This window comes from Spirochaetota bacterium (assembly GCA_026414805.1).
Lineage (GTDB): Bacteria > Spirochaetota > UBA4802 > UBA4802 > UB4802 > UBA4802.
Window position 1 is genome coordinate 1 of the sequence record JAOAIH010000059.1, and the last position, 20598, is coordinate 20598.

A 20598-nucleotide genomic window follows, 5' to 3' on the forward strand; every position below is an offset into this window, starting at 1 on the left:
CAAAAGAACACGTTCTTTTAGCACGCCAGGTTAACGTTCCTTATATAATTGTTTTCCTAAATAAAGTTGATATGCTTGATCCAGCGGATAGAGATGAGCTTGTTGAGCTTGTTGAAATGGAAATTAGAGATCTGCTTAATAAATATGAATTCCCTGGAGATACCATTCCTATTATCCCCGGTTCTGCATTAAAAGCAATGCAGTGCGGCTGCGGAAAGAAGGAATGTGAAGCATGTGCTCCAATTCTAAAATTGGCTGAAACGCTTGATACCTATATTCCAGAACCAAAGCGTGATAGAGATAAGCCTTTCCTAATGCCTATTGAAGACGTATTTTCAATAACCGGCCGTGGTACAGTTGTAACAGGAAGAATTGAGCGAGGCGTTGTACGAACAGGTGATGAAGTTGAAATAGTGGGTTTTGGCGAAACCAAAAAGACGGTTGTTACCGGAGTTGAAATGTTTAGAAAAGTTCTTGATGAAGGTATCGCTGGTGACAACGTTGGTTGTCTGCTTCGTGGTATTGGCAAAGATGAAGTTGAGCGAGGTCAGGTACTTGCAAAACCGGGATCAATTACACCTCATAAGAAATTTGAAGCTGAAGTATACGTATTATCAAAAGAAGAAGGTGGTCGTCACACTCCATTTTTCAGCAACTACCGTCCACAATTTTATTTTAGAACCACTGATGTTACCGGTATTATACAGTTGCCTGAAGGTGTGGAAATGGTTATGCCAGGTGACAATATTAAGATGACTGTTGAGCTAATAACACCTGTTGCAATGGAAGAAACTCTCAGATTTGCAATACGAGAAGGTGGACGAACAGTTGGTGCTGGTGTAGTTTCTAAAATATTAGAGTAAATTCTATTGATTTGTACATAAGCTTATATGATAGTTGTCAGGCTGGTGTGATATCAACCTGACAACTATTTACGATATATTTGAAAATTTATCTGTTTAGAAGATTGTATGTATACGATCTGTTTGTACGTAAAAATTTGATATATCTTGAGTGAAAGAAGGGTATTACTGTGGCAAAGCTTACGGGACAGCGAATAAGAGTAAAATTGAGATCATTTGATCCATATTTATTAGATCAATCGGCAGCTAAGATAGTTGCGACTACTAACAGGAGTGGGGCAAAAGTAGCAGGGCCTATACCGCTACCCACACGGATTGAAAAATTCTGCGTTTTGCGATCACCTCATGTTAATAAGAAGTCGCGTGAGCAGTTTGAAATACGAACTCATAAGCGCCTGATCGATATCATCGATCCTAATTCTGATACAGTTGAAGCGCTTATGAAGTTGGAATTGCCTGCTGGTGTTTCTGTAGATATAAAATCATAATTACTTCATCATATAAGGAAGTTTAGTAGAGAGCTCTTGATAAAGAGTATGATAGTCTTATAATCGATGCATGGGATAAGAAAATGAAAAAGGCGTTAATTGGCAGAAAGATAGGCATGAGTCAGATTTTTTTAGACGATGGGACAGTGATTCCTGTTACTGTGTGTGAGCTTGGTCCATGTATTGTGGTCCAGAAGAAAACCGTTGAAAGGGATGGCTATAATGCATTGAAACTTGGATTTGGTGAAGCAAAAGCGCATCGTCTAACCAAACCTATATTAGAAGATTTAAAGAAGAGAAATCTTCCGTTGCTGAAAGTATTCAAAGAAGTTGATAATTTTGATGAAAATCTTCAGGTAGGAAGCGTGATAACATGTGATATATTTTCTGAAAATCAGGTGGTGGATGTTACCGGTGTATCTAAAGGGAAAGGATTTGCTGGTGTAATAAAGAGACATGGGTTCCACGGAGGAAGGGAAACGCATGGTTCTAATTTTCACAGAGCACCAGGATCCATGGGAGCAAATACATTCCCTGCTGAAGTATGGAAGGGAAAACGATTGCCGGGAAGGCATGGTGGAAAAACCGTAACAGTGAAAAATTTGAAGATAGTAAAAATAATTAAAGACAAGAATCTGGTATTAATATCTGGTGCTATTCCTGGTACCGTTAATTCAATTATTACAGTACGAAGCAAATAGGCAGGATTATTATGGTTGTTGATGTATACACAGTTGATGGAAAAGTAAAAGGTCAAATTGAGCTGAATGAGACCATCTTTAATGCAAAGATTAATGATGTGCTGATATATGAACTTATCAAAGCTGCAAATGCCAATTTGCGTCAGGGGACCCATGATACTAAAGAGCGTTCTTTAGTCTCAGGAGGTGGCGCAAAACCATGGCGCCAAAAAGGCACAGGGAGAGCTCGTCAAGGGTCAATACGTGCACCGCAATGGAAAGGTGGTGGCACTGTGTTTGGACCACACCCGCGTGATTATAGGATTGAATTGCCTAAAAGCATAAAGCAGGAAGCTTATAGGTCGCTTTTGTCACTGAAATTTAAAGAAGGGGCTATTAAAATTGTTGAGGATTTTTCGGTAGCAAATGGCAAAACAAAGGAGATAGCTACTATAGCTAAAAAGCTTAATGTAACAAAAGGTGTACTGATCACTGATAGTGATGATGCATTGTTAAAACGAGCAATCCGAAATATTCCTTGGTTTATATATAACAATGTAAAGCGGTTATCAAGCAGGGATATATTCTATACAAGGACAGTTCTTATAACCGAGAGCGCTGCAAAAATTATTAATTCGAAGTATGCAAAAGGTGAGTAAGTTATGGATGTGAACGATATCATAATACGCCCAGTCATCACTGAAAAGGCAACTGAGCTTGCAAAACTCAATAAGTATGTTTTCAGAGTACATAAGAAGGCAAATAAGGATATGATAGAGAAGGCTATACGAAGTATTTTTGGTGTCACACCGGTAAAAGTCAATGTTATGATAGTGAGGGGCAAGCGAAAAAGAGTACGATATAACTATGGATATACAGCTTCATGGAAAAAGGCGATAGTTACGCTGAAAGAAGGCGATAAAATAGATGTTTTTGAAACAAAATAAGAAATTTTTACTATAAGCGATAAAGGTAACGACGATGGGTTTGAAAAAGTATCGGCCATTAACACCAACATTACGATATCAGACAGTGCTTGACTTCAGTGAAATAACTACTGATGAACCATTGAAGTCGCTTACAAAAGGCAAAAAAAGCTATGCTGGCAGAGGCTTCAAAGGACAGATTTCAGTTAGAAGAAAGGGTGGTGGACATAAGCGCCGTTATAGAATTATTGATTTCAAGCGCAATAAATATAACATTGAAGGTAAAGTTGCTTCAATAGAGTATGATCCTAACAGAAGTGCTAACATTGCGTTGATAGTGTATAAGGATGGTGAAAAGCGGTATATTGTTGCACCTGACTCACTTAAGGTAGGGGATACAATAATATCCGGCGAAAATGTTGAGGTTAAACCAGGCAATGCGATGCCATTAAAGAATATACCTGATGGTACAAATATCTATAATATTGAATTGCATAAAGGTAAAGGTGGGCAGCTTGTTCGCTCAGCCGGCGTTAGTGCTGTTATTACAGCAAAAGAAGGAGCTTATTGCCTGATAAAATTGCCTTCAGGTGAAATACGAAAAATTCATAGTGAATGTTTTGCAACCATTGGTGAGGTAAGCAATAAAGATCATATTAATGTGGATATTGGGAAAGCGGGAAGGAGCCGATGGTTGGGTCGTCGACCTAAGGTAAGAGGCGTTGCAATGAACCCGGTTGACCATCCTCTTGGTGGTGGTGAAGGTAAAACATCTGGGGGAAGACACCCCTGTTCACCAACTGGAAAGCCTACAAAAGGCTTTAAGACCAGAAGGAAGAAGAAATACAGCGATAAAATGATAATTAAACGAAGGAAGTAATTGCTATGGCTCGTTCATTGAAAAAAGGACCGTATGTTGATATAAATTTGTTTAAAAAAATTGAAGAGATGAATTCAACTAATACTAAAAAAGCCATAAAAACATGGTCAAGAAGGTCTACAATTTTTCCGGAAATGATTGGCCATACTATTATGGTTCATAATGGTAAGAATTTTATTCCAGTATATGTGACTGAAAATATGGTTGGGCATAAGTTGGGTGAGTTTGCACCCACAAGAACATTCAGAGGCCATGCGGGCAAAGATGATAAGGTAGCAAAGAGGGGCAAATAAATGGAAACACGAGCATTATCACGGTATAACAGAATTTCAGCAAGCAAGGCACGATTGGTGGCTAATGAAATTCGGGGTTTTTCATTTCCGGAGGCTATTGACATATTAAAAGCTATACCCCGTAAGGCATCCAAGTTGATAATGAAAACTCTGTATTCAGCAGCAGCAAATGCAAAGTATTCCAATCCTGAAGTGAGGGAAAATAATTTATACATCAAGAAAATAGTTGTAGATGAAGGTCCAACGATGAAACGTTTCAGACCTCGTGCTCGCGGACGAGCATCACGAATACGAAAGAGAACAAGTACAATTGAAATAATTTTATCTGATGAAAATTAATCAGTAAAAGGTGTTATAATGGGACAGAAAGTTAATCCAATAGGACTAAGAATAGGAATTATCCGAACATGGGATTCGGTATGGTTTGCCGAAAAAGATGAATATCGGAAAAATCTCCATGAGGATATTCAGATACGAAAGCATATAATGAGTAAATTTAAAGCTGCAGGAATTGCAAAGGTTGGCATTGAACGATTCCCTGATAGGATTAATGTATATATTCATACTGCACGGCCAGGTTTACTTATTGGACGAAAAGGGGTTGATATAGAAAACTTGAAAGAGGAATTACAGAAGAAAGTTCAGAAAAATGTAAATATATATGTTCAGGAAGTTAAAAAACCTGAACGTGTTGCAAAATTGGTTGCCGAACAGATAGCTGCACAGATTGAAAATCGTTTCCCTTACCGTAGAGCTATCAAGCAAGCTATAACAGCTGCAATGCGAAGTGGAGCATTGGGGATTAAGGTTAATATTTCGGGGCGATTAAATGGCGCAGAAATGGCTAGGGATGAGTCTTATAAAGAGGGAAGGATTCCCCTGCATACGTTACGAGCAGATATTGATTATGGCTTTGCAGAAGCTCTCACAACATTTGGGCTTATCGGGATAAAAGTGTGGATCTATAATGGCGATGTCCTTTCCAATGTTGAAGAGCAGGAAGAAGAAAAATTTGCATTACGTAAAAAATCACGATAATTGAATAAAGGTGCACGAGTATGTTGATGCCTAATAGAACAAGGTACAGAAAAGTACAACGTGGTAGAATGAAAGGGAAGGCACTCCGTGGTTCTACTATCCATTTTGGCGAGTATGCATTAAAATCAATTGAATGTGGTGAAATTAATTCACGACAGATTGAAGCAGCTCGTATTGCCATCAGCCGTAAAGTTAAACGTGGTGGTAAATTATGGATTAGAATTTTTCCAGACAGGCCTTTTACCAAAAAACCAGCTGAAACGCGAATGGGTAAAGGGAAAGGAAATCCCGAAGGTTTTGTGGCACGTATTAAGCCTGGAAGAATTTTATTTGAACTGGCTGGTATTGATGATGCCATTGCACGAGAAGCATTGTTATTGGCAGCTCATAAATTGCCTGTTAAAACAAAGATTATTTCAATACATGATACTAATTAGTGTTGGAGTTGTTCAATGAAGGGTAAATTAGATGAATTGACCATAGATGAGCTGAAAAGAAGTTTGCAGGAAGCAAAAGAAGAACTACGAAAAGAGCGATTTAAAAGAACAGTAAGCAGAGTTGAAAATCCCAAAAAGGCAATGCTGCTGAGAAAGCAGATTGCACGAATTTTAACCTTGTTAAGGGAATATGAGTTAGGCAAAAGGACATTACGAAGTAAATAATTTTGGTGGTAAATAGTTATGGAAGGTAAAAACCGAAAACAGATCGTTGGTAAAGTTGTAAGCAATAAAATGGATAAGACGATAGTAGTTGAAATTGAGAGGATGATGATGCATCCAAAGTATCACAAGTTTGTTCGCAAGACTAAAAGAGTAAAAAGCCATGATGAACGAAATGAATGTTCAATTGGTGATGTTGTCCTTATTGAAGAAACACGACCATTATCAAAGGAAAAGCGTTACCGTTTAGTGAAGATAGTTGAAAAGGTAAAATAGGGTTAGTGCTATGATTCAGGTTCAAACAATGTTAGATGTTGCCGATAACAGCGGTGTTAAAAGAGTACAATGTATAAAAATATTAGGTGGTACCAAAAGGAGATATGCATCTGTTGGTGATGTTATAATTGTTGCCGTAAAAGATGCACACCCCTCATACGGATTGAAAGACTCCACTGGGAAGAAAGTTCATGGTAAAGCTGTGCTCAGGGCTGTGGTTGTGCGGACAACAAAACCCGTACGGCGACCTGATGGTTCATATATTCGCTTTGATGATAATGCAGTGGCAATTATTGATAATAAAGGTGAGCCTAGAGGATCACGTATATTTGGACCAGTAGCACGAGAGTTGCGAGATAGGAATTTTCTTAAGATAGTTTCTTTAGCTCCAGAGGTACTATAGAGGGTGTGACTATGGTGAGAACTCGATTAAAAAAAGATGATATGGTGATGGTTACAACAGGCGCTGACAAAGGCAAACGGGGTAAAGTACTGTTTGTTGATAGGAAGCGCGGCAGGGTAATTATTGAAGGAGTAAATTTAAGGAAAAAATTTGTGAGGCCTTCACAGGAAAATCCTAAAGGTGGGCAGATAGAGTTGCCCTATCCAATACATATTTCAAATGTGATGATTTTTTGCGAAAAGTGTAAAAAAGCTGTGAGGGTTGGTATTAAAATAGATGGTAGTGAAAAATATCGCGTATGCAAAAAATGTGGTAAACGAATTGGTTAGAGAGGGAAATAATGGCAGCACGATTGCGTATAATATACGAAAAGGAAATTAAAAAGCGATTGATGGATAAGTTTAAATATTCATCAGTTATGCAGATACCAAAAATTGAGAAAATAGTCCTCAATGTTGGAGAGGGCGAAGCGCATTCTAATCCTAACTTGCTAAAATCTATTATTGAAGAGCTGTCGCTCATTACCGGACAAAGGGCTGTAAAGACTGTTGCTCGGAAATCAATTGCAGCGTTCAAGATTCGTGAAGGCTATGACGTGGGTGCACGTGTTACCTTACGTGGAGATAAGATGTATGAATTTTTAGATAGGCTCATTAATGTAGCTCTTCCTCGAGTTCGCGACTTCAGAGGACTATCGCCAAATTCATTTGATAATTCAGGTAATTATAATTTTTCTGTCAAAGAACAAATTATATTTCCAGAAATTAACCTTGATAAAGTTGAAAAAATCTATGGTATTAATATAACAATTCAAACAACAGCAAAAAATGCCAACGAGGCTCGTGCGTTGCTTGAAGAATTCAGATTTCCATTCCAAGAAGTGAGGTAAATCAGGTGGCTAGCGAAAGAATGTTTGCAAAGGCCAGAAGAGAGCCTAAGTTTAAAGTTCGTCAAAGAAATCGATGTAAGGTATGTGGTAGGCCGCGAGGCTACTACAGGCGGTTTGAGCTTTGCAGGGTTTGTTTACGGAAATTAGCCGGTGAAGGCTTAATCCCGGGTGTCAAAAAATCATCCTGGTAAAATTTAATAGGGAGTAATAGCGTTATGAGTTGTATTTCTGATCCAATTGCAGATATGTTGACCCGAATGCGAAATGCAATTAATGCAGGCCATGTCAAAGTTGATATACCCTCATCAAAGATGAAGTTGGCAATTGCAAAAATTTTAAAAGATGAAGGTTTTATAAAAAATTATAAACTTATTGATGATAACAAGCAAAAAATATTGCGAATTTATCTTAAATATAGTGCTGATAATCAATCGGCTATTCTTAAGTTAAGACGTATTAGCACTCCAGGTAGAAGAGTGTATATTAAAGCTGAGGATTTAAAGCCGGTATACAATAATATGGGTATAATGATTCTTTCTACATCAAAAGGTATTATTACTAACAAAGCCGCCAAACAGCTTAATATTGGCGGAGAAGCGTTATGTGAGATTCTATAAGGGGCAGCTGGATATGTCTAGAATAGGGAAAAAACCAATAGTGATACCAAATGGTGTATCAGTTGATGTGAGTGGTAACGTGATAACTGTTAAAGGTCCTTTGGGGACACTGCAACGTGAATTGCAAAATTCTATTAATGTGGCTATCGAAAATAATATGATTAATATAACGAAAAAAGACCCACAGTCAAAAGACAAGAAAGTAAATGCATTATGGGGATTGACCAGAGCATTGATAAATAATATGGTTATTGGCGTGTCTGCTGGGTTTGAAAAAAATCTAGAGATAGTTGGTGTTGGATACAGGGCAACTCAGAAAAGCAACGATGTAGAATTTCAGCTAGGATATTCTCACAGCATATTGTTTTCGCCACCTGCAGGAACTAAAGTAGAAGTTGTTGAACCAACAAAGCTAAGGGTTAAAGGCATTGATAAGCAACTGGTTGGACAAGTAGCAGCCAATATCAGGAAATTACGTCCACCTGAACCATATAAGGGTAAGGGCATTCGCTATAAGGATGAACAGATTAGAAGAAAAGCTGGTAAGACTGGTAAGTAAGACTAATAGACTGTAAGGGATATAATTATGAATAGATTGAAGTTGAAAAAAGTAAGATACATGCGCAGAAGAATGCGTGTGAAATCAAAGATAAAAGCTAATACACAGCGACCCCGTATGTGTATTTCCCGCAGTAATAAAAATTTTTATGTTCAGATTATTGATGACAGCAAAGGGCACACGCTGGTAAGTGCTTCAACGTTAGAAAAAGATTTTCATATAAGCAAAAACCGATGCAATAAAGCTGCAGCTAGAGAATTAGGGAAGATAATTGCCCAGAGAGCTGTCGCCAAGAATATAAAACAGGTGGTTTTTGACAGGAATGGATACCTTTATCATGGCAGGATAAAGGAATTTGCTGATGCAGCTCGTGAAAATGGATTAGAATTTTAGGGGAGATAGTAATGAAGATTTTGAAAAAACGAGTAAAACCCGAAGGACTGGAGTTATCAGAGAAAATAATTATTATCAACCGTGTTGCAAAGGTTGTAAAAGGTGGGAGAAGGTTTTCATTTAATGCTATGTCTGTAGTTGGTGATAATAAAGGCCATGTTGGTATAGGTTTTGGAAAAGCCAATGAGGTGCCTGATGCAATTCGCAAAAGCGTTGAAGATGCCAAAAAGAATTTATATAAAATTAATATTAATAAAAATACTATACCTCATGAAGTGATTGGGAAATTTAAATCAACACGTGTTATATTGAAACCTGCTGCTCCTGGTACAGGTCTTATTGCGGGTGATTCGGTGAGGGCAGTTGTGGAAAAAGCAGGGATAGTAGATATTTTATCAAAGACTCTTGGGTCACGGAACCCTGTTAATGTAACAAAGGCAACGATAAATGGGCTGTTACAACTACGGAGCCTGAAAGAAGCAGCAGATATGCGCGAAGTTCCGCTACCAAAGTTATGGCAACCATAAGAGGTATTATATGGCAAAGAAATTACGTGTGAAACAAATACGAAGTTATATAGGAGCAAAACCAAAGCAGAGAGCAACGTTACGTGCATTGGGATTGCGTAGAATGAATGCAGAAAGGATACATGAGGATACTCCAGTTATACGGGGTATGCTTAAGGTTGTGAAGCATATGGTTGAAGTTTCAGAAATCAACGAATAATGAGTAGCAGGTGGGAGTAATATGCAATATACATTGAAAAAACCTGAATATATAAAGAAGAAAAAACGTGTTGGGTGTGGCCCGGGAAGTGGGCATGGAAAAACAAGCTGTAGAGGGCATAAAGGCCAAAAAGCACGATCAGGTGCTCATTTTAAACCAGGCTTTGAAGGCGGGCAGATGCCATTGCAGCGAAGAATTCCAAAACGCGGATTCAACAACACTAAATTCAAAGAAGAAATGCAGATAATCAATATTAAGGATATAGCTAAGTTAGGAGTTCAGGAGATAACTCCTGAAATATTATACCAGAAAGGATTGATTAAATCGCAACTATTACCGGTTAAACTCCTTGCAAATGGTGAGATTACCTCTGCCGTTAGGGTTACTGTAGATGCAGTATCATCATCTGCAAAGGATAAAATAACAAAGGCAGGTGGTAGTGTTGTGTTACGATAATATTTATAAAAAGAGGTCATAAAAAAATAATGCCAAATGTAATTTCAAATATTTTTAAAATTCCTGAATTGCGTAGAAGAGTGTTATTTACCCTTTTTATTTTAGTAGTATATAGGATTGGCGCACATATCCCAATACCGGGTGTCAACATTGAAGCATTACGTTCTTATTTTGAGATGGCTGCAAAAAGCCATGGTGGAGGTTTTGTTGATTTTTTTGACCTCTTTGCTGGTGGTGCGCTGAAGCGATTTACCATATTTGCATTGGGGATTATGCCGTATATATCTGCATCAATTATAATGCAGCTTTTGACAGTTGTTATCCCAGCTATTGAAAAGCTATCTAAAGAAGGACCTGAAGGGTATAAAAAGATAAATCAATACACGCGTTATGGGACAGTGATTTTGTGTGCTTTGCAAGGATTTGGTCTTACTATGTGGATGAAGTCAATGACGTCTCCTAAAGGTACTGTTGTTCCACAGGATGCAGGCATAGGTTTTATTATCGTTGCGGTTTTGGCAATTACTACGGGAACAATGATATTAATGTGGCTTGGCGAGTTGATTACCGAGCGTGGGATAGGTAATGGCATATCGTTAATCATCTATGCCGGTATAGTTGTAAGGGCTCCCTCAGCGTTTGCTGATACAATGAATAGGATTATTAGTAGAAGTGACCCAATAATTGCACTTATACTAGTAGCATTATTCATAGGTGTTGTTGCAGCTTCAATACTATTAACTTTAGGTGTGAGAAAAATTCCTGTTCAGTATGGCAAACGTGTCGTAGGGAGACGTATGGTGCAGATGGCATCACAGGCAATACCTCTGCGCGTAAATGCAGCAGGTGTTATCCCTATAATTTTTGCTTCTTCCGTTATTCTTTTCCCTGCACAAATAAGCAATATGTTGGGAGCGACAGAATATGCAATTTTTACAAAGATCCAATACTGGCTTTCACCCGGGCATACTGCATATATGATACTTTATAGTTTGTTAATTATATTCTTCTGTTACTTTTATACAGCAATTCAATTTAATCCAAACGACCTTGCTGAAAATTTGAAAAAATATGGTGGTTTTATACCGGGTATACGGCCGGGTCAAAACACTGCTGATTATATCATGCATATTTTAAACAGAATAACCTTGCCAGGTTCCATTTTTTTAGCTCTTATAGCGATAGTACCTGATTTTATTATCCGCATATGGCCTGAAGAAGTATCCCATGAAATGGCATACCTTTTTGGCGGAACATCCCTGCTTATCATAGTGGGTGTTGCACTTGATACGTTGAAGCAGATAGAATCACAGCTTTTGATGAGGCATTATGACGGCTTCTTCAAAAAAGGAAGAATAAAAGGTAGAAGATATTAAATTGTTAGCTATATTGAATTTTTATACTATGATATTTTGAGGCGTTTTGGCTATTTTTATTTACAGTGAAGAGGAGATAAAGCGAGTTGAGGATGCATGCAGAATAACTGCTGCCGTTCTAGATGAGGTTGGTAAGCATGTTGCAGAAGGCATCAGTACTTATGAGCTTGACAGAATTGCAAGGGATCTAATAAGAAAGCATAAAGCAATACCAGCGTTTTTAGGCTACAAAGGGTATCCGGCAGCTATCTGTACATCAATAAATGAAGTAGTAGTTCATGGTATACCCAGTAAAGGACAAATATTAAAAAAAGGCGATATAGTTGGAATTGATATAGGTGTACAGTTTAATGGTTATTTTGGTGATGCAGCAAAAACGTTTATTGTTGGTAAGGTTGGCAATAACGTAAAAAAATTGCTTGAAGTTACAAAGGAAGCGCTTGAACGTGGTATTTTGCAGTGTAAGGATGGAAATCATCTTACTGATATATCGCATGCTATTGAATCACATGTAGTGCAGTATGGATTTCAACCTGTTCATGAGTTTGTGGGTCATGGCATTGGAAGGAATTTACACGAAGAACCTTCTATCCCAAACTTTGGAAAACCAGGCAAAGGTCCTGTTATAAAAACAGGAATGATTTTTGCCATTGAACCTATGATAAATGAAGGAACATATCAGGTTGAAATTTTAGAAGACGGATGGACAGCAGTAACTAAGGACAGAAAGTTTTCAGCGCACTTTGAACATACTGTTGCTGTTGTAAATGGAAGTCCTAAAATTTTAACACATATTTAAATTTACTGTATGAGGAGTTTTAATACGGATGGCCAAAGAAGAACCAATTGAAGTTGAAGGTGAAGTAGTTGAAGCCCTTCCTAATGCAATGTTCAGGGTCAAATTAGATAATGGTCATATAGTATTGGCTCACATCTCTGGAAAAATGAGAATGCATTATATACGCATTTTGCCGGGTGACAGGGTAACAGTGGAACTGTCGCCGTATGATCTAAGCAGAGGCAGAATAACCTATAGATCCAAATGACAGCTAATGATTGAATTGAGGTATTACTATGAAAGTCAGAGTTTCGGTTAAAAGAATTTGCAGTGATTGCAAAGTAATCAAACGTCATGGCGTTGTACGTGTGATATGTAAAAATCCACGTCATAAACAGCGACAAAAGAAAAGAACAGTGAAATAATAGAAAGTAGAGGTATATATGGCACGAATTGCAGGTGTTGATTTACCAAATAATAACCGTGTTGAAGTAGCGCTTACGTATATTTTTGGAATTGGTCTTTCGTCTTCAAAGAAAATTTTAGAGGAAGCAAAAGTTAATCCTGATACCAGAGTAAAAGATCTTACCGATGAAGAAATTAATCAATTAAGAAAGATCATTGAAAAAAGCTATAAGGTAGAAGGTGATTTGCGTACTCAGATTGCAATGGATATCAAACGGCTTATGGATATAGGTTGTTACAGAGGCATACGGCATAGGCGAGGATTGCCGGTACGAGGCCAGAATACAAAAAATAATGCTCGTACCCGCAAAGGAAATAGAAAAGTATCTGTTGGAAGCAAAAAGAAGAAATAGTAAGCAAAGATAGAGGTGTACAGTGAAGCAAAAAAGAACTAAGAAACAGGAAAAGAAGAATATACCGGTTGGCAAGGCGTATATTCAGGCTACGTATAATAATACTATTATTACAATTACTGATATGCAGGGCAATGTAGTATCATGGGCAACAGCAGGAGGTGAAGGTTTCAGAGGTTCACGAAAATCCACACCTTTTGCTGCACAGATGGCTGCTAAAGCTGCTGCACAGAAAGCAATGGACAATGCAAATATGAGAACCGTTGAGGTATATGTGAAGGGACCTGGTATTGGACGTGAAGCAGCAATTCGTTCATTATATCAGGCGGGTCTTAATATCTCAAAGATTAAAGATATTACACCTATACCCCATAATGGGTGCCGACCACGTAAACGAAGAAGAGTATAATGTGAGGGTTTAGTTTATGGCAAAGTATACAGGGCCTTTATGTAAATTATGTAGAAGAGAAATGACCCCTTTAATGCTGAAAGGGAGGCGATGCTTAACCGATAAATGTGCTATAAAGCATAAGAAATATCCCCCAGGACCTCCCCGTAAACGGAGAACCAAATTGTCGGATTATGGAGTACAGTTACGAGAAAAGCAGAAGATAAAACGCAGCTACATGCTGTTAGAAGCTCAGTTTAAACGTGTATTTGAAGAGGCCACACGGCTTAAAGGAGTAACTGGCGAGAATATGCTAGTATTGCTTGAAAGGAGGCTTGATAATGTTATTTACAGGTTGGGTTTTGCTTCTTCACGTTTACAGGCACGCCAGTTTGTTCAGCATGGCCATGTGTTAGTGAATGGAAAGCGCGTAGATATTCCATCGTATCTAATTAAAGTCAATGATATAGTTGAAATAAGGGAAGATTTTAAAACTAACACAATGCTGGAAGATGCTATAAAATTATCCAAAGCAGTAGGATCAGTTCCTCAGTGGTTAGAAGTTGACTATGATAAAAGAAGTGGCAAAATTATACGGTTACCTGAGCGCAAAGATATTGAGCCTATATTTAATGAACAGGTGGTTGTTGAGTTATATTCTAAGTAAGTAGTGCGGTTAAGTACGTGTTTATTTATTGGAGGTAATAATGTCCCATAAAAACCTATTGAAAGGTTTTCGAAGACCATCGAAAATTGTTTTTGAACATGATGAAGTTGATCAAAACTATGGAAGATTCATTGCTGAACCTTTTGAACGAGGGTATGGTTTAACGATAGGAAATTCTTTACGCCGTGTGTTATTATCATCGATTGAAGGTGCTGCTATTACTGCAGTTAAAATACAGGGTGTCCCTCATGAATTTACTGCTATTGATGGTGTAGTAGAAGATGTAACGCGAATTATTTTGAATTTGAAAAAGTTGCGATTTAAGTACGATAGCGAATTGCCAAAGGTATTGCATATTGTCAAAGATGGTGAAGCCGAGCTCACAGGAGCAGATTTTGCAATAGATAGTGATGTGGAAGTAATGAATCCTGAAACCCATATAGCAACTATTGAGCATGGTGGCAGGATTGACATGGAAGTGCAGATTGAACGTGGCAGAGGATATTTACCGGGGGAAATTAGCAAGTCCAATGTAGAAACGATTGGAGTAATTCCTATAGATGCTATTTTTTCTCCAATTCGAAAAGTGAATATTAAGGTTGAAGATACTCGAGTTGGACAGCGTACAGACTATGATAAGCTTATAATAGAAATATGGACAGATGGGTCTATTAAACCTGAGGATGCGCTGGCGCAGGCTGCAAAAATTATAAAAGACCACATGACCATATTCATTAACTTTGAAGAGGAAGTTGAAGAAGAAGAAGTTGCAGTAGATGAAAGTCATGATAAGCTAAAGGTTATACTTGCAAAATCAATTGATGAGCTGGAATTTTCGGTACGTGCATATAATACATTGAAGAGTCTGGAGCTAAATACACTTGCAGATGTGGTACGTAAAACCGAAGATGAGCTTAAAAAATCAAAGCATTTCAGTGAGCAAGTGCTGGCTGAAATTAAAAAGAAATTAGAAGAACATCATTTGAGCTTAGGAATAAAGGATTAAGAGGTAGTATTATTATGAGACATCGAAATAATGTTAGACAGTTAGGACGATCGCATGAGCATAGAAGAGCTATGTTTGCTAATATGGTGACTTCACTGTTTCAGCATGAAAGAATAATCACCACCAAGCAAAAAGGCAAGGAGTTAAAACGGATTGCTGAGCGTTTAATCACACGTGCAAAGGAAAACTTAAGTCTGACCGAAAATGACACTGCTCGAAAACTTCACAATAAGCGTGAGGTAATGCGACTTATAAAAAATGAGGATATTGTAAAAAAGCTGTTTGATGATATTGCTCCACGTTTTGTGACGCGGCCGGGCGGTTACACTCGTATGTACTTACTTGACAGGCGTGAAGGTGATGCCGCACAGATGGCAATAGTGGAGCTTGTAGTAAGGACAGAAACAAAAGAGACTAAGAAAGAAAATAAAAAAGAAGATAAAAAAGAAAAGAAAGACAAAAAAACCACAGCATAAGCTGTGGTTTTTTAATTGCTATCTGCCTGAAAATGGTAGAACTATTTTTGTGTTTTCTTCTCCAGTCGGGCTTTTTCAATTGAATGAACTAAACTCATATTATCGTTGGCATCAACTTTAAACTCTTCAGGTATACGGTCATCATAAATGGGGTCAAGTCTATTGCTTTCAAGCCCATATTTACGCTGAATGGTATCTAACTGGTGTACTTTTACCATTTTGTGAATCTCAATTCCATATTGTTTTGCAAGCCGGCAATAATCAATGACTGCCATATATTGTTTTATAATAAACTCCAGTTCATCATGTTTAATATTTTTCTTTGATTTGAGATACACTACATCCTGATTTTTGTATATATTTTTTGCTTCCTGAAGTTTCCTATAACCATTCTTGAGGTATCGTTCAATCGTTTCCCTGTCAAAAAACAGATGATATTCTTCTGGATTATAGGGTTTTATTTCTTCAACCGGATTGTATGGTTTTTGAAAATATTTTTTTAAAGTGCTATTTTTGTCATATTTTATCATAATGTCAAAAGATTGCTTTGATGTTGAGTCAAGAATTTGCTGTGCTCTATTAATATACAAAGTGGCAAGAGTATCGGTAAGAGCAACAAGTTCCTGTTTTACCTTGTAATATTTCTGATGTGCGCTGTCAAAATTTTGACCATAATATTCTTCGGATGCATTCTGAAAAAGATTTTGAATTTCCTGATATTTGTTTTTTGTAGCTTCATCGCCAAAGTTTTCTATCATGATGCGAATCTGTCTTAAAAGCGAAAGTGCAAGGAAATAATCATTCTGTGCTTTCACTGCAGTAGATACAGCAAATGATGTGGTTGCCGTGACCAACACTGTAATTATTGTAAATAGTATAATCAGATACTTGTGCATATCGTTAACCTTCATGTCATAGTCTTTTTTATTGTATCGGTAAACTGCAAAGACTGCTTAAGCAGTATATTTATGTATTTACAGGACCATTTGCCAGTAACTATCGCCAAAATTTTTAAGCGATAGTTACCTTGAAAGTAAATATTTGGTTGCAAAGTTATATGCAATGCGATTCAATGAGAATAATAATTGCAGTATGTTCTGAGGGATGAATGTATGGAAGAAGACAGCAAGAAGAAGATATCGTTTAGGCAGAAAAACCCTACCATTTGCCCGGTGTGTGGTTATGAATTTTACCGAGAAGAGATGCTGACAGGTGGTGGGAGGCTTATTGCCGGCAAACTTACCGATGAATTGCGAAGAACCTATGAAAAAAACGAAAAGTGGGGCGTAATTTACCCGCTGGCATACGTTGTGACGGTATGCCCACGATGCTACTATGCTGCATACCCAAAGGATTTTTCCACGCTGCAGGCTGATGAAATGCAAAAAATTAATGCTACAACATCTGCTCGCAAGCAGTCTATTGATAAATTTTTTGGCGGGCTTGATTTTAATCAGGACAGAGGCCTTTATCATGGAGCAGCATCATATCTGCTTGCCATGGATTGCTACTCATTCAGGAATAAAAATGTGGCACCAACGTTTAAGATGGCAGTAAGTGCCATACGGGCTGCGTGGCTTTTTGGGGATTTAGCTAAATTAGAGCCTGAAAAACCCTATAAAAAGATTTCAGATTTTTTTTATAAAAAAGCTTATGACTACTATTTTAAGGTAGTAGATATTATTCAGACAGGTGCTGAGCCAGCTGATGCTGCGGGGAATATGGGCCCTGATATTGATAAGAACTGGGGCTATGATGGGATACTCTATATGTGTGCAATTCTTACCTTAAAAGTAGGAGCAAAAGAGCCAGATTTGCAAAAACGTATTGAAAATTTTGAACGTACCAAACGTTATTTGAGCAAATTATTTGGTACCGGTAAAGCGTCAAAAAGCAAACCAGGGCCCCTTTTGGATATGACACGTGATTTATATGACAAGATGAATGAGATGTTAGACCAATGGAAGTCACAGAATCCAGAGTGAGGTATGCTCTCATAGTACAGTATGATGGCACTGCATATAGCGGGTTCCAGATACAAAATAATGCACATTCCATACAATATGAATTAGAAAATGCGTTGCACATACTTACCAGGGAAGAAGTGAGAATTGTAGCTGCAGGACGCACTGATGCAGGTGTCCATGCTCTAGGGCAGGTAGTGCACTTTGATTTGCATAAAAAAATCCCAGCCGATAAGCTGTGCATAAGTCTTAATGGTATTTTGCCGGGGGATATTGCAGTCAAACATGCATATTGTGTTGATACCAATTTTCATGCGCGGTACAGTGCCATTGCACGAGAATATAATTACCTTATTTATAATCATCCATATAAAAGTCCTTTCATGCGATACCGTGCGATGTGGGTGCGTGAACATATTGATATAGAATTTTGCAGACAAGCCGCATCATACTTAATTGGTGAAAAGGATTTTGCGTCATTTTGCAAAAAAACATCAGCTGATGAAGGTACAGTCAGGTTTATTGAATATATTAACGTTGAACGGGTGATTGACGACCTGATTGTATTTACAATAAAAGGGAATGCTTTTTTGCATAATATGGTACGGATAATTGTAGGAACCGTATTGCAACTTTTACATCGGGGTCAGAGCCCTGAGACAATGCAAAAGATTATTGAAAGCCGTGATAGAAATAGAAGCGGCCCAACCGCACCTGCATATGGGTTGTACCTTAAAAAAGTATATTATCCACAAGAATATGATTTTTTAAATGTGTAACAAAAAAGGATAAATAGTTTCGTATTTGTAGTGATGATTGCAATGAGCCATTATCTATTTAAATATAAAAAAATAATTATTGACACATTATTGTACAAAAACAATGTTTATTGGAACAAAAAGAAGGATGAATACCGTGAAATACAGAATATACAGCGCAATTGTTGTGTGCATCATGCTAAGTATGTGTACTGCCGTGTATGCACAGCGTAAAAAGGCAGATTATTTTTTAAAACCACAAGCAGGCATCTGGTTTGGGCCGGTGACGCCAGTATTTTCAACTGCAGATGATGTTGATACAGCACTGTGGGGCGGCGGCTTTGTGCGCTTCAATGTGCTGTCGCTTCCGCTGAAAGTGGGATTTGATTCATCCTATGAGCATTTTAAATCTGAAGGCGTGAAAGAGCTCACGGTAATTCCTGTATATGGCAATATATTGTGGAGGTTGCCCATCGATATGCCAATAGCCTTTCAGCTAAAGGGTGGGGTTGGAAGCGCCAAAGTTACCATTGAGCCTGAAAGAGCAAGCCAGTGGGATCCGTTAGGAATGCTTGGATTTGAACTGTCGTTTCCTGCAGGCAAATGGATTAATATAGGCCTTCGCATTGATTATCTTTTTATTTATGAAGGCCACATAGAAGGTGCACGCAAAAATGGGCACATCGTAAACACAGGATTAACACTTTATCTAAATATTGGGATATAATTGAGTATGAAAAAGCTTATATACATAGTATTTTTTTGGGCGATAGCTCTTTCTATAGGATGTACCGGCAAAAGAGCACTTTTTGATGAGCTATCCGGCAGCCGCCTGACGGTATTGCTCAAAGGTACATTTGAATCAACTACTGATAGCAACAGCGTGCGTAATTGGGATACTACAGTTACAGGAACAAAAATAGATGATTCTGTTAATGATTTTATAACCGATAGCTATGAAAACTATCCTACCACATTTATGGTAGATATTGCTGAGATGCGACTTGATGATGATAAAGTAGCAAATTACCGGCAGGTATTTACTGCACAAGTAAGTGACAGCGATCCTTTTTTTAACGGGCAGGGCGTGCGCGTGAAGTGTGATGATGTGAAGCCGGGAAAAACGTATCACACTGTAAAATTGTATATACGCAAGCTTATATTTGACAATGCAACACAGTGGCATATAGACCCAACCAACACAGTTGTGCGGGATGATGATCCTGAGGTAATATTCCATGAAAAAACAGTGAAAGGATTTGATTTTAACCAGCTTATGGTAAATACCTATTATGATTACCTTAAAGAAAATTACCAGGACATCAACCGTGTATTTCCTCTGGTAATTCCTATTGATGGTGGATTGCGTGTTAATCAGGATGAAGAGGTGGTGCTTGAAATACGACTGGTAATCAAAAATTTTATTAAGCTTTATGAATATGATTTTACCAACGAAAGTGGATATGGAGCCGCATACCACTTTTGGGCGCCAAGCGACTGGCTGAGGGATGTACACCCAAATGATGTGTACATTGGTGGCAATCTTTTAGGAGTGGCGCGAGTTTACCGGAAAAATCAGGTGGCAACCGTAAGTGGAACTACGGGGAGCAGTGGATATGTCATTGCCATACCTGCTACTGATATTAATGGGAATAATCAGACAATCGCGGATTATTTGTTGGATAATAATAATCCTGGTTGGAGTAGACCAGTTTATCAGCCTCCTGCACCTTCAGTGAAAGTTGGAACAGTAGAAGGTTATCTGGATTACTATTTGCGGTATGAGCAGTACAAAATTGAGTATAATGCATTTGTTGCTGCTGTGAATGCAACAGATAATACAAACTATGAATATGTATGGAATACATATGATGGATATAAATGGTCACTGCGCTTACCTCCGCTGGTAGCTCATACAGGAACTGGTAATAACTATACTTTGACTAATGTGCCGTTTGGTAATTACTTATTTTACTTTGTAAATGATACAGCTGTGCAGTATGGGACATTGCCAGATGTTGGTAATGTAAATAGTTATACGAGTAATCCTGTAAACATAAATACCAGTACTGTTATCGTCAATTTTTAGTAACTTCAAGTTTGAAGTGCAACATTTAGATGATGGTGTAGCAGTTCATAGGGAAATTTTAAAATTCCGTGATTTTCTTGGTTTTACATTTATTGCATCCTGTATAGCACGAACATCATCATCTTTCAAGTG

Annotated in this window: 36 protein-coding genes; 35 read left to right on the forward strand and 1 reads right to left on the reverse strand. The window is 37.9% G+C overall.

What is annotated here, in order from left to right; all coding sequences use genetic code 11:
• The 31 genes from N3F66_11485 to rplQ all read left to right on the forward strand — a co-directional run.
• Positions 1–863: elongation factor Tu (locus N3F66_11485; protein ID MCX8124764.1), on the forward strand; the 863-nt coding region annotated here is incomplete at its 5' end.
• Between the two features lie 170 nt (positions 864–1033).
• The gene (gene rpsJ / locus N3F66_11490) at positions 1034–1351 is read left to right on the forward strand and encodes a 30S ribosomal protein S10 (GenBank protein ID MCX8124765.1); all 318 of its coding nucleotides are present in this window, start codon (positions 1034–1036) and stop codon (positions 1349–1351) included.
• Positions 1352–1434: 83 nt separating this feature from the next.
• Positions 1435–2052, forward strand: coding sequence for a 50S ribosomal protein L3 (rplC, locus tag N3F66_11495; GenBank protein ID MCX8124766.1), 618 nt, complete (start codon positions 1435–1437; stop codon positions 2050–2052).
• Positions 2053–2063: 11 nt separating this feature from the next.
• Positions 2064–2690, forward strand: coding sequence for a 50S ribosomal protein L4 (gene rplD, locus N3F66_11500; protein ID MCX8124767.1), 627 nt, complete (start codon positions 2064–2066; stop codon positions 2688–2690).
• Between the two features lie 3 nt (positions 2691–2693).
• Positions 2694–2978, forward strand: a complete 285-nt coding sequence (rplW, locus tag N3F66_11505) for a 50S ribosomal protein L23 (GenBank protein ID MCX8124768.1) — start codon at positions 2694–2696, stop codon at positions 2976–2978.
• Positions 2979–3012: 34 nt separating this feature from the next.
• Positions 3013–3837, forward strand: coding sequence for a 50S ribosomal protein L2 (rplB, locus tag N3F66_11510; protein MCX8124769.1), 825 nt, complete (start codon positions 3013–3015; stop codon positions 3835–3837).
• A gap of 5 nt (positions 3838–3842) precedes the next feature.
• Positions 3843–4130 (forward strand): 30S ribosomal protein S19, encoded by a 288-nt coding sequence (gene rpsS, locus N3F66_11515; protein MCX8124770.1) that lies wholly within the window; start codon positions 3843–3845, stop codon positions 4128–4130.
• Positions 4131–4469: a 50S ribosomal protein L22 gene (rplV, locus tag N3F66_11520; protein ID MCX8124771.1), complete on the forward strand. Its 339-nt coding sequence runs from the start codon at positions 4131–4133 to the stop codon at positions 4467–4469.
• 18 nt (positions 4470–4487) lie between these two features.
• The gene (gene rpsC, locus N3F66_11525; protein MCX8124772.1) at positions 4488–5168 is read left to right on the forward strand and encodes a 30S ribosomal protein S3; all 681 of its coding nucleotides are present in this window, start codon (positions 4488–4490) and stop codon (positions 5166–5168) included.
• Between the two features lie 20 nt (positions 5169–5188).
• A complete protein-coding gene (gene rplP / locus N3F66_11530) occupies positions 5189–5605 on the forward strand; it encodes a 50S ribosomal protein L16 (GenBank protein MCX8124773.1) in 417 nt (138 codons plus the stop codon).
• A 15-nt stretch (positions 5606–5620) separates the two neighbouring features.
• Positions 5621–5830: a 50S ribosomal protein L29 gene (gene rpmC / locus N3F66_11535; protein ID MCX8124774.1), complete on the forward strand. Its 210-nt coding sequence runs from the start codon at positions 5621–5623 to the stop codon at positions 5828–5830.
• An 18-nt stretch (positions 5831–5848) separates the two neighbouring features.
• A complete protein-coding gene (gene rpsQ, locus N3F66_11540) occupies positions 5849–6103 on the forward strand; it encodes a 30S ribosomal protein S17 (GenBank protein ID MCX8124775.1) in 255 nt (84 codons plus the stop codon).
• A gap of 10 nt (positions 6104–6113) precedes the next feature.
• Positions 6114–6506 carry a 50S ribosomal protein L14 gene (gene rplN / locus N3F66_11545; GenBank protein MCX8124776.1) on the forward strand — a complete coding sequence of 131 codons (393 nt, stop codon included), beginning with the start codon at positions 6114–6116 and terminating at the stop codon, positions 6504–6506.
• Between the two features lie 11 nt (positions 6507–6517).
• The gene (rplX, locus tag N3F66_11550; protein MCX8124777.1) at positions 6518–6835 is read left to right on the forward strand and encodes a 50S ribosomal protein L24; all 318 of its coding nucleotides are present in this window, start codon (positions 6518–6520) and stop codon (positions 6833–6835) included.
• An 11-nt stretch (positions 6836–6846) separates the two neighbouring features.
• The gene (rplE, locus tag N3F66_11555; protein ID MCX8124778.1) at positions 6847–7395 is read left to right on the forward strand and encodes a 50S ribosomal protein L5; all 549 of its coding nucleotides are present in this window, start codon (positions 6847–6849) and stop codon (positions 7393–7395) included.
• Positions 7396–7400: 5 nt separating this feature from the next.
• The gene (locus tag N3F66_11560; GenBank protein ID MCX8124779.1) at positions 7401–7586 is read left to right on the forward strand and encodes a type Z 30S ribosomal protein S14; all 186 of its coding nucleotides are present in this window, start codon (positions 7401–7403) and stop codon (positions 7584–7586) included.
• A 24-nt stretch (positions 7587–7610) separates the two neighbouring features.
• A complete protein-coding gene (gene rpsH, locus N3F66_11565) occupies positions 7611–8012 on the forward strand; it encodes a 30S ribosomal protein S8 (protein ID MCX8124780.1) in 402 nt (133 codons plus the stop codon).
• A 13-nt stretch (positions 8013–8025) separates the two neighbouring features.
• The gene (rplF, locus tag N3F66_11570) at positions 8026–8571 is read left to right on the forward strand and encodes a 50S ribosomal protein L6 (GenBank protein ID MCX8124781.1); all 546 of its coding nucleotides are present in this window, start codon (positions 8026–8028) and stop codon (positions 8569–8571) included.
• A 27-nt stretch (positions 8572–8598) separates the two neighbouring features.
• Positions 8599–8964, forward strand: coding sequence for a 50S ribosomal protein L18 (gene rplR / locus N3F66_11575; protein MCX8124782.1), 366 nt, complete (start codon positions 8599–8601; stop codon positions 8962–8964).
• Positions 8965–8975: 11 nt separating this feature from the next.
• Positions 8976–9491, forward strand: a complete 516-nt coding sequence (rpsE, locus tag N3F66_11580; GenBank protein MCX8124783.1) for a 30S ribosomal protein S5 — start codon at positions 8976–8978, stop codon at positions 9489–9491.
• Positions 9492–9501: 10 nt separating this feature from the next.
• On the forward strand, positions 9502–9690 hold the full coding sequence (gene rpmD / locus N3F66_11585) for a 50S ribosomal protein L30 (GenBank protein ID MCX8124784.1): 189 nt from the start codon (positions 9502–9504) through the stop codon (positions 9688–9690).
• 21 nt (positions 9691–9711) lie between these two features.
• A complete protein-coding gene (rplO, locus tag N3F66_11590; protein ID MCX8124785.1) occupies positions 9712–10146 on the forward strand; it encodes a 50S ribosomal protein L15 in 435 nt (144 codons plus the stop codon).
• 29 nt (positions 10147–10175) lie between these two features.
• A complete protein-coding gene (gene secY / locus N3F66_11595) occupies positions 10176–11522 on the forward strand; it encodes a preprotein translocase subunit SecY (protein ID MCX8124786.1) in 1347 nt (448 codons plus the stop codon).
• 46 nt (positions 11523–11568) lie between these two features.
• Positions 11569–12321 (forward strand): type I methionyl aminopeptidase, encoded by a 753-nt coding sequence (gene map, locus N3F66_11600; GenBank protein ID MCX8124787.1) that lies wholly within the window; start codon positions 11569–11571, stop codon positions 12319–12321.
• Positions 12322–12349: 28 nt separating this feature from the next.
• Positions 12350–12568 (forward strand): translation initiation factor IF-1, encoded by a 219-nt coding sequence (infA, locus tag N3F66_11605; GenBank protein MCX8124788.1) that lies wholly within the window; start codon positions 12350–12352, stop codon positions 12566–12568.
• A gap of 28 nt (positions 12569–12596) precedes the next feature.
• Positions 12597–12725: a 50S ribosomal protein L36 gene (gene rpmJ / locus N3F66_11610; GenBank protein ID MCX8124789.1), complete on the forward strand. Its 129-nt coding sequence runs from the start codon at positions 12597–12599 to the stop codon at positions 12723–12725.
• 18 nt (positions 12726–12743) lie between these two features.
• On the forward strand, positions 12744–13118 hold the full coding sequence (gene rpsM, locus N3F66_11615; GenBank protein MCX8124790.1) for a 30S ribosomal protein S13: 375 nt from the start codon (positions 12744–12746) through the stop codon (positions 13116–13118).
• Positions 13119–13140: 22 nt separating this feature from the next.
• Positions 13141–13527 carry a 30S ribosomal protein S11 gene (rpsK, locus tag N3F66_11620; GenBank protein MCX8124791.1) on the forward strand — a complete coding sequence of 129 codons (387 nt, stop codon included), beginning with the start codon at positions 13141–13143 and terminating at the stop codon, positions 13525–13527.
• Positions 13528–13543: 16 nt separating this feature from the next.
• The gene (gene rpsD, locus N3F66_11625; protein ID MCX8124792.1) at positions 13544–14173 is read left to right on the forward strand and encodes a 30S ribosomal protein S4; all 630 of its coding nucleotides are present in this window, start codon (positions 13544–13546) and stop codon (positions 14171–14173) included.
• Positions 14174–14213: 40 nt separating this feature from the next.
• Positions 14214–15179, forward strand: a complete 966-nt coding sequence (locus N3F66_11630) for a DNA-directed RNA polymerase subunit alpha (GenBank protein MCX8124793.1) — start codon at positions 14214–14216, stop codon at positions 15177–15179.
• Positions 15180–15193: 14 nt separating this feature from the next.
• Positions 15194–15655: a 50S ribosomal protein L17 gene (gene rplQ / locus N3F66_11635; protein MCX8124794.1), complete on the forward strand. Its 462-nt coding sequence runs from the start codon at positions 15194–15196 to the stop codon at positions 15653–15655.
• A gap of 41 nt (positions 15656–15696) precedes the next feature.
• Here the strand turns inward: rplQ and N3F66_11640 are convergent, their stop codons facing one another.
• Positions 15697–16551 (reverse strand): hypothetical protein, encoded by an 855-nt coding sequence (locus N3F66_11640; GenBank protein ID MCX8124795.1) that lies wholly within the window; start codon positions 16549–16551, stop codon positions 15697–15699.
• Positions 16552–16767: 216 nt separating this feature from the next.
• On the opposite strand from N3F66_11640, the gene N3F66_11645 reads away from it, so the two are divergent.
• From N3F66_11645 to N3F66_11660, 4 genes are all read left to right on the forward strand, one after another.
• Positions 16768–17640, forward strand: a complete 873-nt coding sequence (locus N3F66_11645) for a DUF2225 domain-containing protein (GenBank protein MCX8124796.1) — start codon at positions 16768–16770, stop codon at positions 17638–17640.
• Positions 17616–18398: a tRNA pseudouridine(38-40) synthase TruA gene (gene truA / locus N3F66_11650; GenBank protein MCX8124797.1), complete on the forward strand. Its 783-nt coding sequence runs from the start codon at positions 17616–17618 to the stop codon at positions 18396–18398. The genes N3F66_11645 and truA overlap by 25 nt, the downstream gene beginning before the upstream one ends.
• A gap of 136 nt (positions 18399–18534) precedes the next feature.
• Positions 18535–19104: a hypothetical protein gene (locus N3F66_11655; protein ID MCX8124798.1), complete on the forward strand. Its 570-nt coding sequence runs from the start codon at positions 18535–18537 to the stop codon at positions 19102–19104.
• A gap of 6 nt (positions 19105–19110) precedes the next feature.
• Positions 19111–20466: a hypothetical protein gene (locus tag N3F66_11660; GenBank protein MCX8124799.1), complete on the forward strand. Its 1356-nt coding sequence runs from the start codon at positions 19111–19113 to the stop codon at positions 20464–20466.
• Positions 20467–20598 lie beyond the last annotated feature (132 nt).